6 protein-coding genes are annotated in these 12,806 nt (G+C 41.9%); 4 read left to right on the top strand and 2 right to left on the bottom strand.

Annotation, left to right across the window (positions count from 1 at the left end; translation table 11 throughout):
* Positions 1 to 198 precede the first annotated feature (198 nt).
* The 4 genes from DACSA_RS16285 (at position 199) to DACSA_RS16265 (ending at position 10,460) form a co-directional block, all read left to right on the top strand.
* A complete protein-coding gene (locus DACSA_RS16285; RefSeq protein ID WP_015230797.1) occupies positions 199 to 711 on the top strand; it encodes a hypothetical protein in 513 nt (170 codons plus the stop codon).
* A 24-nt stretch (positions 712 to 735) separates the two neighbouring features.
* Positions 736 to 1,449 (top strand): DUF3747 domain-containing protein, encoded by a 714-nt coding sequence (locus DACSA_RS16280; protein WP_015230796.1) that lies wholly within the window; start codon positions 736 to 738, stop codon positions 1,447 to 1,449.
* A 377-nt stretch (positions 1,450 to 1,826) separates the two neighbouring features.
* Positions 1,827 to 3,461: a ShlB/FhaC/HecB family hemolysin secretion/activation protein gene (locus DACSA_RS16270; protein ID WP_232225115.1), complete on the top strand. Its 1,635-nt coding sequence runs from the start codon at positions 1,827 to 1,829 to the stop codon at positions 3,459 to 3,461.
* 156 nt (positions 3,462 to 3,617) lie between these two features.
* Entirely contained in the window at positions 3,618 to 10,460 is a 6,843-nt protein-coding gene (locus DACSA_RS16265) for a CHAT domain-containing protein (RefSeq protein ID WP_015230794.1), read from the top strand.
* Positions 10,461 to 10,601: 141 nt separating this feature from the next.
* Here the strand turns inward: DACSA_RS16265 and DACSA_RS16260 are convergent, their stop codons facing one another.
* Complete coding sequence (locus DACSA_RS16260; RefSeq protein ID WP_015230793.1) at positions 10,602 to 11,393, bottom strand: hypothetical protein; 792 nt, start codon at positions 11,391 to 11,393, stop codon at positions 10,602 to 10,604.
* Positions 11,386 to 12,567: a ParA family protein gene (locus DACSA_RS16255; protein ID WP_232225315.1), complete on the bottom strand. Its 1,182-nt coding sequence runs from the start codon at positions 12,565 to 12,567 to the stop codon at positions 11,386 to 11,388. Before DACSA_RS16255 ends, DACSA_RS16260 begins: the two co-directional genes overlap by 8 nt.
* Positions 12,568 to 12,806 lie beyond the last annotated feature (239 nt).

Raw genomic sequence — 12,806 nt, 5'->3', positions numbered from 1 at the left:
ACTAGCTTACATGATGATCACGATTTTAAATAGATAACATTTTCGTGATCTTGATTACTATAAATACAAATTTAATAAATCTTAATCACTTATTTATTTACTTGCTCCTGTATTTGGGATTAAAATAAGTGAAAGTTTAAAATCTGAAACTGTTACCAATTGATCCGTAGCCAAGATAACATTTAGGAGTAGAGAATTGTGCTAAAAAAAATCGTCTTGAGTGTCGGCGCGATCGGGTTGTTGTCTTTAATAAACTTACCAACTAAAGCTCAACCTGTTGTTTCTAATCAGAATCTAGAAAACCAGAAACAAACTCAAAGAGAATACAGCGACGAAGAATTAAAAGCATTAGTGAGTGATTTTGTTAAAATCATCCCTGATTTACAGACAATTGTGATTGAATCCAACGAAAAAATTGCCAGTATTATTAGTGAGGAAGGGTTAACTCAAGAACGGTTTTATGAGATTTTGCGATCGCCCGATTCAGAAATAGAAACCACCGCAGAAGAGCAACAAAAGTTTAACAGTATAAAAACTAAAATTGTTCCCATTCAACAAGAAGCACTCTTCAAAATGTATCAAGTCGTTAACGAAGAAAAGAAAATGACAATTGGAGAAATGGAAGCGATCGTTTCCCAAATTCAAAACGATACAGAGTTACAAGAAGAGTTAAGAAAAATGATCATTGAAGTCATCGTCGAGGAAAATTAAAACCAAAATCAGGAGTGACAAAAAATGAAACTAAAATCATTATCAACCCTCATCACAATCATCACAGGAACAACCCTTTCCCTAATCGTAAACTGTGAAATCGCTCAAGGACAAACCTTCGGGGAACAAAAAATAGAAAGAGGAAGCGTCGTTCCAGTCGCAGTTCCCTTTGGTGCTAACAGACATAACTTATTACTAATTGAACAACAATCTAACGAGAGAGACTGTTGGGAAGAAAGAGGAAGTAATCCTGTCATTATTGAACCGCTTTTATTAGACTTTGATTTTACGGGAATTTGTGGACGCGCAACCGATAGTAATGGTTATTCAATCCGTTTAGGAAACCGTGATTTAGGTTGGAATTATGCCTTAAGAATAGTCCAACAAAATAACGACTTATTATTGGTAGGAAAACCCGTTGATGGGAGTCAATCAGAAATTGTTATTGGTCGTAGTAATGGCTTAAGGAATGGCTATAAAAAAATTATTCTCGAACCAGGATGGGAAATTAGTAAACGAACTTATAACGGACAATTATTAGGTCATTACTATTTATCCACTGACAATTCTCCCTTGAGAAATACCACCGCATCTCGTCCCACATCTTCTTCCTCAACCAGTAACGCTTCTTCCTCAGGATCATCTCAAGAAACGGTTTCCCAAGAACAAACCCAACTCCATGATTTTGTTGATCTACTCTGTGAAAACTTTAATGATTTACCTGGCTGTCGTAACTAATATCAAATACCAAAAAGCCTGCTACACACCACCCCTTTTATTTTCCCCCCTTTCCAAGCAGGAGGGTTATTTATTTTCCCCCCTTTCCAAGCAGGAGGGTTATTTATTTTCCCCCCTTTCCAAGCAGGAGGGTTATTTATTTTCCCCCCTTTCCAAGCAGGAGGGTTATTTATTTTCCCCTCTTTCCAAGCAGGAGGGTTATTTATTTTCCCCCCTTTCAAAGGGGGGTTAGGGGGGATTATTCAACAACTCATTTATAGCAACAATAAGTCGATTTAATATAAATTAAAAGGGAAAATCGAATGAAAATTGTCTCCCAAAAGTCATGGTCATTGCTTCAGATTACTCCGTTCCTGATCTTAATTATTACAGGGATAATGAGTCCCACACTCGCACAAAATAGTAATCCGAACCAAGACCGTTTCTTACAACAGAGTGATCCGCCACAACCCCTTCCGCGAGAAAACTCTCCCTCTCCAGCTAGTTCTCCTTCTCGTCCTAAAGATACCCCGAACAATACTTATAACATTGAAACCATTAATGTTATTGGTAGCAGTATCTTTTCTGAAGAAACATTCGAGGCAATTCTTAATCCTTTAAGAGAAGAAACTGTGAGCTTGAGTGAAATTTCTGATGCGGTGAGAGCGATTACACAACTATATTTAGAGCAAGGTTATTTAACTTCTCGCGCGGTGTTAGTCGAAGATTCGTTAACGACAGGTAATGTGGAAATTCGGGTTTTAGAAGGAGAATTAGCAAGGATTGAAATTACAGGAACAGAACGCTTAAATCCAGAGTATATTCGATCGCGCCTTGGGTTAGCAAACGAACCAATTCTCAACACCAATCAACTCGAAGATCAACTGCGTCTGCTTCGGATTAATCCCCTCCTAGACACCATAGAAGCGAGTTTAAGACCAGGAGAAAACATCCAAGAAAGCATTTTAGTGGTGAGAGTACAAGAAGCGAACCCCTGGTTAGGAAAAGTCTCTTTGGATAACTATTCTCCTCCTAGTGTTGGATCAGAAGAAGCCACCGTTACCATTGGTAATCGTAACCTAACGGGTAATGGCGATACCCTTCAAGCCAGTTATTCTCGCACCATTCAAGGTGGCGCAGAAGACCTAGATTTCAACTATAATCTCCCCATTAATGGGAAAAATGGAACGATTCAACTGCGAACCGCATTCGGAAGTAATGAAGTCATCGAAGACGAATTTGAAGACTTAGGTATCGAAGGGGATTTCGATTTAGTTGAAATCAGTTATCGTCAACCCCTGACGCGCACTCCCAGAGAAGAATTTGCTCTTTCCGTTGGTTTTACCTATCAAAACGGACAAACCTTTGTTTCGGGAACACCAACCCCCTTTAGTTTTGGCCCCAATGAAGATGGCGTGAGTCGTACCAGTGTCATAAAACTGGGACAAGATTACGTGAAACGTAGTGAGAGCGGGGCTTGGGGGCTTCGATCGCTCTTTACCATCGGCACCAACCTTTTTGATGCGACAGAAAACGACGGAGACACCCCAGACGGTCAATTTCTCAGTTGGTTAGGACAAGCGCAACGAGTGCAAATTCTAAGCGAAAATAACATCTTAATCATCCAAGCCGACATACAATTAAGCTCAGACCCACTTTTACCCTCACAACAATTTGTCATCGGTGGCGGACAATCAATTAGAGGTTATCGTCAAAACATCTTAACCGCAGATCAAGGGATTCGACTCTCCATAGAAGATCAAATCACTCTCAGTAGCAATGACGCGGGAGAAGCAACCTTTAAAATTGCTCCCTTCGTAGAAGCGGGCGCTGTCATCAACAAAGACGATAACCCGAACTCAATTTCTCAAGAACAAACTGTAATTGCAAGTTTAGGACTGGGATTGTTATGGAATCCCATCTCTAACCTTAACCTCCGTCTCGACTATGGCATCCCCCTAGTTGACTTAGAAAACACAGGAGACAACATCCAAGATGACGGACTTCATTTTAGTTTGACTTACAGCCCGTAGGTTGGGTGAAAACCCAACATCAATCAAGTAACCCGTAGGTTGGGTGGAGAGAAGCGAAACCCAACATCAAATTATAAGCAATGACCTGAACCTGATCTAAACCGTAGGTTGGGTGAAAACCCAACATCAATCAAGAACCAATAACCGACAAAAACCATGTTCAAAAAACTCGCCCTATTCCTCGCCCTGTTCTCCGTCTGTAGCACCGCATCCGTCAAAGCACAAACCATCGTTCCTGCTGACGACGGCACTGGCACCATTATCACCCGTGACGGCAAACGAATCACCATTGATGGCGGAAGCCTCTCCCAAAACGGTGAAAACCTCTTTCATAGCTTCCAAGAATTTGGTTTATCCCCAGAACAAATTGCCAACTTTCTCGCCAACCCCCAACTACAAAATATCCTGTCTCGTGTCACTGGTGGGAATCCCTCCGTAATTCGGGGTTTAATTGAAGTTAGTGGTGGCAACCCCAACCTTTACTTAATGAACCCTAGCGGCGTAATTTTCGGGGAAAACGCCCGTCTCAATGTTCCTAGTGACTTTACCGCCACAACCGCCACAGGAATTGGATTTAAACAGGGCTGGTTTAACGCCATTGGGGAAAACAACTATAGCGAGTTAGTGGGAACTCCCAACCAATTTATTTTTAACACCGAAACCCCCAGCGCCATTATCAACGCTGGAGACTTGGAAGTTAGCGCAGAAAATAATCTCAGTTTCTTTGCGGGAAGTGTCGCCAATACAGGAACACTCACCGCCAAACAAGGTAACATTACCATCACCGCAGTTCCAGGAAAAAATCTCATCCGTCTCTCTCAACCTGGACAGATTTTAAGTTTAGAAATTGTTCCTCCAGACACCACCGCAGGAGAATGGAACTTATCCGTGTATGATTTACCCGCCCTTCTCACAGGAGATTATAGCCCAGAGGGATTAGTTGTGGATGAAGCCACCGCAACCGTTAGCTTACAAGAGACTTCAATTCCCACCACAGAAGGCAGTAGTGTCATCGCTGGAGAGTTAGATGTTAGCGGTGAAACGGGAGGCAATATCTACGTTTTAGGGGAAAAAATTGGACTATATGAAGCACAACTCAGCGCTGATGGTATCAATGGCGGCGGAGAAATTTTTGTCGGTGGTGACTATCAAGGGGGAGAAAGTTTACCGAGTGCGGCCCGAACTTTTGTTAGTGATGGAGCAGAATTGAGCGCAGACGCACTACTTGCTGGTGATGGGGGACAAGTAATCGTCTGGTCAGAAGGACAAACCGTCTTTTCTGGAGACATTAGCGCTAAAGGAGGGAAAGAGGAAGGAAATGGCGGCTTTGTCGAAGTGTCTGGAAAAGAAGCCCTTGCTTTTAATGGAACGATTGATGTGTCTGCTTCACAGGGAGAAACGGGGACGGTTTTATTTGATCCGCGAGACATTATTATCGAAGGTAGTCCTCCGTCAGATAATGATTCAGAGATTAGTGATGGAGAAATTCTCTTTACTGATGGTGATCCTGAAACAGACTTTTTTATCTCCGATATCGCGTTAACCAGCCTTGATGGGAATATTATTTTACAGGCTAGTCGAGACATCATCGCCAACGCTGAAGCGAATTTAAACTTTGAAAACCAAACCTCTGGAGAAAGTATTACTTTTACGGCGGAACGGAACTTAGAAATTAACACAAACCTTGAAACTCTTGGCGCAACAGTTGATTTCACTGCTAATACAGGTTCTATAACCGTTCAAAATATATCTACGAATAACTCTGACGGTGACGCTGGGAATATTACACTGGATGCAGGCGGTTCAATTGATGTTAGTAATCTTACCTCTATTGCTAACGGAGAAACTGGAGATGGTGGAAATATATCTTTAGACGCAAGAGACAATATGATTGTGGGAACTGCTGCTTCTCGTTCTCAAAATGCAACAGGAAACGCTGGAAGTATTCAATTAGACAGTCAGCAAGGCAATATTACAGCAACTCTATTAGAATCCTCTATTGATCTTGAAGAGAGTAATGGTCAAAGTGGGAATATTACCGTAGAGAGTCCTCAAGGGAGTGTTAATATCAACCAAATCTCTACAGGAGAATTCGGTGGCGTAACAGGTAGCACTGGTAATACAGGAAACATTGAAATTTCTGCATTAAATCAAGTGCAGACAGACTTCCTAAGCACCTATTCTGGCGGTTCAGGAGATGCGGGAACAATTACGATTAACAGCGAGAACGCTAATGTTACCATTGGCGCCATTGATACTGGAAGCAGTGATGGCAACGGTGGTTCTGGTGGAGATGTTACTGTTAACGCTCAAGGAAATATTCAAGTTACCAATCTCAATGCTTCTTCTGATAATCAAGATGCGGGAAATGTCACCTTGGATAGCGCAGGGGGTTCAGTTGATGTAGAAAGAATTGACGCTGATTCTTTTGGTTTTGAAAGTGGCAATGGTGGAAATATTCTGGTTAACGCTCAAGGAAATATTCAAGTTACCAATCTCAATGCTTCTTCTGATAATCAAGATGCGGGAAATGTCACCTTGGATAGCGCAGGGGGTTCAGTTGATGTAGAAAGAATTGATACTTTTTCCCCTGCTGGCTTTGAAAGCGGCGCTGGTGGTGATGTTACTGTTAACGCCGAAGAAAATATTCAAATCGGTAGCGTGCAAACTTTTTCTGAGAATGCTGGAAATGTTGAATTGGATAGCGCAGGGGGTTCTGTAGAAATTCAAGAGATTGAGTCGTTTGGGAATGGTTCTGGTGGCAATGTTGATATTGAAGCCCAAGAAAACATTACTGTGACTGACCAAATCGAGACTTTTTCTGACAACAGAAATGCAGGAAATGTTACCCTCACAGCAGGCGGTTTTATTGATGCGAGTCGTGGTGATGAACAGACTGCAGAAAACTTTGACGACATTGAATTAGATCAATTAACTATTAATGCTTCTTCTGAGGATGGGAATGGTGGAGAAATTATCTTAGAAGCTGGCGGTAACATCAATGCGGGTTTCATTGAAAGCACTTCTGAAAATGGCAATGGTGGAGATATTAGTCTCACTAGCACAGGAGGAGATGTTAACGCTAGTTATACAGTTGTTGCAGAAGGCGACACCCGCACTGATGAAACTGAAGTAGGATTAATTGTCAGTGGTTCTGGAGAAGGAAACGGCGGAAATATCACCATCAATGCACGAGGAAACATTCGCACAGGTGTGATGGGTAGCGGTGTTCTAGGTGATGGCACAGGGGGAAAGATTACCCTCAACAGTGAAACAGGAAGCATTGACACCACTGTAGGTGTACGAGACTTAGACCCCATTTTATTAGAAGAATTAGGGTTAAGCCGCGCTTTAGCCCAAGCCGCTTCTGCATCCTCTGTGGATATTGGACTCCTCTTTTCTGGTTCTAATGAAGGAGTTGGCGGTGATGTGGAAATCACAGCACAGGATAACATTAACACGGGAATGATCATCACTGGAACTTTAGGAGAAGCAGGGGGCGATGTTACTCTCACTAGCAATGAGGGTTCTGTGAATACGGCTTTTGATGCCATTGTCGATGGCGTAACGGAAGAACTGTTATTAGAAGCTGATGTGGATGCGGAATTAGCCTCTCTCTTGGATGGCGTTTCTATTCGTCTAGGAATTATTACTTTCTCAGAAGAAGCCAAAGGCGGTGATGTGACGATTAACGCCAATGGGAGGATTACCACCAGTAACATCACAACGGGAAGTTTTCGCGGTGAGGGGGGTAACATTACTCTCAATAGTGAAAATGGTTCAATTGATGGGTCAGTCGGTCGATTTCTAGAAAATGTCAGTGCTGAGTTATTGACAGAGTTAGATATTGATATTGACTCTGATTTAATGACAATTGTTGATTACTTCTCGGAAGAAGGAATTGGTGGTTATCTCAGTTTATCTATTGATGAGAATGCGGGAAACATTAATCTCAGTGCTGAGGGGGACATTACTACCAATTATCTGATTAGTTCTAGTTTCAGTGGACAAGGAGGAAATCTTATCCTTGATACTGAACAGGGAGCAGTTAAAGTTGGTACTGCCATTTTTAATGCCGCTCAAGGCATTTTACCCGGCAATTTGGAAGCAGAAGGTTTTGAGATTTTTGAAGAGAGTACCACTGCAAACACTACCATTCTCAGCACAGGACAGGAGTTAGGTCTTACTTTAACGTTGCCCGAATTCTCTACAGAGAGTTCTGTCGCTGCCAGTGGCTTTGTGACGCGAGGAGAAATCAGCGAGAATACGTTTAATTTTGCCTACGTGATTGATGTTTCTGGTAGTATGTCCGACTTGTTTCAAGGAGAAATTGCTGTCGGCGACCTGAACAATGATGGCGAGGCGAACACGCTTATCGATGGCGCGATCGCGTCTTTTGAGAGCCTTCATCAATCCATCATTGATAATGGCTTTAGTAACTCCACCGTCACTCTCATTCCTTTCAGTGATGGGGCAACAACAGCCATTGAGACCACAGTGGAAGCTGATCTGGACAATAATAACCGCCCTGATGTGGTGGATAGCTTGCGATCACTTTCCTCCGGCGGTGGGACTAACTTTGATGCGGCTCTCCAAGAAGCGATTAACTTTTTTAGTGATGCTTCCGATGGGAATAATCAAGTATTCTTTGTCTCTGATGGAATTCCCAATGACGTCAATTTCTTTGATGAAGCAGACACACTGCGCGATGCCAACGGTATCAATGCTGACATTCGCGCGATCGGGCTGGGAACTGGGGCTTCTTTACCCGATCTCGATGCCCTTGATGATGGCTTAACCAACAATTCGGCTCAACGAGTTTTGAACCCAGATGAGTTGACTGCTTCCCTCACAGCCTCTCCCGTCGAAGCTGCCGACATTGCCCGATTGGAATTGGCAGTTAATGGTAACGTAGTCACCTCAATTAATGGTAGTGATCTCGAATCGACTCCGTTTGGCTTGCAATATAACACCACCCTCTCAGGTATTGATCCTGCACTCAACAATGAGATTGAAGCGACAGTGATCGCAACAGATGGCGCTTCTTCCAATGTCTCAACCAGCCAAGTTGTAGAAAGCAGTGCCGCAGGTTCCGTGAACTTTCCAGATGGTCGAACCCCAGAGGGTGAAAGGAATAACTTAGAAGTTCTTGCGAATTTAGTTTCTGGAGGAAATGTCAATGCTTCCGGTGCAATAGGGGGTGAAATTCAAATCGGTGATGTCATTGCAGAAAATGTCGAAAATGCTGCCGGTGAAATTAGTGCAGGTGCAATCAACAGCAGTGGTCGCGTAGGAGATGGCGGTGATATGACCCTCGCATCTGATCAAGATATTGAAGTTAGCACTCTCAACGCTCAAGCGGGTGAAGAGGGACAAGGAGGAGTGATTGATGTCAGCACCGATCGCTTTTTCCGGGCAACAGAGACGTTTTTAGATCAAGGAGAGATTCCAGCGAGTGTTTCTAGTCTCGGCGGAGAAGGAGGAGGAGAAATTACCATCCGTCATGGCGGGCGTGGAGAAATTCCTTTTATCGTGGGAGATGCAGAAGTCAATGGTACAGCAGGAGAAATTACCAGTGGTGAATTTGAAATTGCTGATGGTTCATTTTTGTTTACAGAACGAGAGGGGAATATCAGTATCATTTCTGTGGAAGAAGACCAACCGAACCCAGAAGTCTTAAACGAAGAACCCACCACCACGATAACGACTAACACTCAGCAATCAGTACAGGTGACGACTCTTGACGACGCACAAGAAATACTAGCAGAAATCGATCGCGCCTCTGGGGTAAAACCTGCATTAATCTACCTCAACTTCACCCCAGAAACCCTCACAGGAATCACAGATTTCCAACGTCAAGAAGCCCGTTTCACCCAAGACTACGAACAATATTTCAACCTTTCCCAACGGAAAGCAGACGTTACCTTATCAGTTCCCCGTCAACCCGATGATCAACTAGAAATTTTATTAGTCACCGAAAGCGGCGAACCCTTCCGCATCACTGTCGAAAACGCCACCCGTGAACAAGTAGAACAAACCGCAGAGGCTTTATATGGCTCAATTTCCAGTCCTCCCAGCCCTTTTGCCCGTCAGGCTAAACCCTACCTCGCACCAGCCCAACAGCTTTATGATTGGATTATTGAACCCTTAGAAGCAACCTTAGAAGCACAAGAAATCGAGAACCTTGTTTTTATTATGCCTTCAGGGTTACGCTTATTACCCGTCGCCGCCTTACATGATGGAGAACAATTCCTTGTAGAGAACTATAGCACTGGTTTCTCTCCTAGTTTGAGTCTGACAGATACTCGCTATAAAAACCTCCAAGACTTAGAAGTCTTTGCCATCGGGGCTTCTAATTTCAATGATCCCACAGCATTGGGTCCTTTACCTGCGGTAGAGTTAGAACTACCGACAATTGCCAATGAGATTTGGCGCGGTGAGTTTCAAATTAATGACGAGTTCACTCTCGAAAACTTCCGTCAAGAAAGAAGACGGAATCCAGAAGGAATCATTCATTTAGCGACTCATGCGGATTTTCGACCGGGTAATCTAGAAGATATTTATATCCAGCTTTACGATCGAAAACTCAGTTTAGAAGACATTCGTCAATTAAATCTCAACGATCCCCCTGTAGAATTATTAGTGTTGAGTGCTTGTCGAACTGCTGTTGGTAACGAACAAGTGGAATTAGGGTTCGCAGGATTGACGGTACAAGCTGGCGTAAAATCAGCCTTAGGGAGTCTCTGGTATGTCGGAGACACGGGAACATTAGGATTAATGAGTGAGTTTTATCGCCAATTAAACACCGCCCCCATCAAAGCAGAAGCGATACAACAAGCACAAATTAACCTGATCAACGGTGAAGTGCGACTAGAAGGTTCAGAAATTATCACCCCACGCGGAGAATTAACCTTACCAACAGAGATTTCCACTCGTGCTGAAGACTTGAGTCATCCCTTCTACTGGGCTGCCTTTAGTTTGGTTGGTAGTCCATGGTAAAAACGTAGGTTGGGTGGAGAGAAACGAAACCCAACCTTCGCCGTAAGCAAATGTAGGTTGGGTGTAGGAAACGAAACCCAACACCAACAGCTAGATCATATCAGCCCCCTAACCCCCAATCTTGGGGGAACTTGGTGAGCCTTATTCGACTCTAAAAACTTGTTTTAAGGTGTTAACTTTAGCCTCACCAATACCACAACGCAACTTAGTAATTGGCTTTAAGTTGCGCCAGTTTGTTTTATCCGCACTTAAAATTGAAGTAGTTGCTTGCTCAATATTTACCTTTTCAAAGCCACCAATTTGATATTCTTTAAGATAGATCAAACGTTCATAAACTTCGTCTCTAGTCGCTGTTTTTAAAGAAACTGGTTCAGGTAAGGGAGGCGGTGGCGGTGGTTGAAGATAAAAAATTTTCTGAAGAGACTTAATTTTTTGATCACTCACTATGCCACATTTTAATTTAGTGATGGGATTAAAACTTTTCCAAATTGCCCGATTAGCATTAGCAATTTTAGCAGCCGCCTTACCAACATTTACTCCTTTTAACGGACTTCCTTCTAGACTACTTAAATAGTTCAAAACACTAAAAATCATTTCTTGATCAGCCGTACAAAGATTAACTTGGGGGAAAGTTTCCCGAGTCAAAAGTTTAGCTTGAGTGATATTTTCAGCCTCTGGACTAATAACAAAACACCAAACTCGTTCTAACTCAGCTTGTTTAGACGCTAAATAAACCAAGTGATTAGAAACTACTTGATATTCATACATCGAAGTTTCTTGAACAATCACTGGGACCCAGTTTCTGCCATGAGAATTCAGAATTGCTTCTGCTCCTATCTTAATCATAAACTGAGGAACAGAATAGTTACTAACTAGATTAATACTTTCTAAGGGCAAGTGCATTAACTCACCAATATTATCAAAATCACCCATCTAAAAAATACTCCTTTGCCATACTTAAATATAGCTTAGCAATTGCTCTATACTTGAGAGATGCGATCCTTTTTTCTACCGCAGCGGTGGGAATGTGTAAGTGGCTTTTAATGCTGAAAACATAGGGATCAAGAATCTTCGTGCTTCTCGGATAAAAATAAGGAACTAAATCAGGATCATAGGCATTATTTTCTTGTCTAAGTAAACCTTGAATAATCCTATGAGAATTTCTTGAAGATGGTAATGTTGGATTATGATCATTAAAGAAGATGGGAAGGGGAATCGGTGTTCCTTCTTGCTTTTCTTCTTGAATTCTGGGGAGGGTATTCTTGATTAGGTATTTGGCATTAGACAACGAGTTAATATGAATATGCTCAGTTGGAATCAAGACGACATCAGCAGCAAACAAGGCACTTTTACTAAAAAAATCAGAACTGGGAGGAGCATCTATAAAAATATAATCATAGTCATTTTTAACAGATTGAATGAGTTTTTTTAATCTCGATGCTTTTCCTTGTATTTGAGATATATTTATATTTTGAAGATTCTCTTTTTCATCCTCTTTTACAGCAACTGCCCATAAATAATCCGTAACAATAGTTTGTTTTTGTTTTGGAATGTAAATTGGGATGCGTTCAACTGCCTGCTTTAAATGAGCATTGGTATTAGTTAAGCATTGATAAAGCGTCAATTCAGGCTGTTGATTTTGTAGTAAAGGCATTGATAAATTTTGAGCTTGATTGATTCCGAGAAGACGGCTTAAATCTCCCTGAGAATCGAAATCTATAACTAAAACTTTCTTCTTCCTTGTTAAGCCTTGCGATAATAAACCAGCTAAATTAACCAGCGTTGTTGTTTTCCCCACCCCACCTTGATTATTATAGAAGGTCACAGTTAAACCCCGTTGAGGAGTTTCAATAATCGTTTTAACTCGCTGAATAATATTAGTGATGTTTTGAGAACTAATTTCTAGATTAGGGGTTGCAGGATGAATCACTTTCCCATGTTTACGAAATAACTGGAGATGATTCCCATTGGTAATAATGCCCCATTTTACACTTTTGCAGTTAGGTGCAAGAAGATATCTTTTTAATTGGTTTACAGTTTCTCTATATTGGGATGTTCCACTGGCTAAATTAATTATATTTCCACTAGATGTTCTTCGTCCTTTCACTTCTACCAAAAGATCAGGATTTTGGGGATTTTCTATGAAATTGTTTGAGTCTTTTCGGGCAGCAAAATCAACCTTATCATTACCATTACCAGTAGGAAATTCTTGAGTTTGGTTATTATCACCATAGCCTAGTGATTGAAGAAGAGGAATAACAAATGAAGTTTCTATTATTGGTTCTATTGCGTTAGAAGGTAGCTGTGCAATAATTTATTGCCAGTTGATTTGACTCATTTAACTTT

The organism is Dactylococcopsis salina PCC 8305 (assembly GCF_000317615.1).
Classification (GTDB): Bacteria; Cyanobacteriota; Cyanobacteriia; order Cyanobacteriales; family Rubidibacteraceae; genus Halothece; species Halothece salina.
This window is presented reverse-complemented; position numbering and strand designations above follow the sequence as displayed.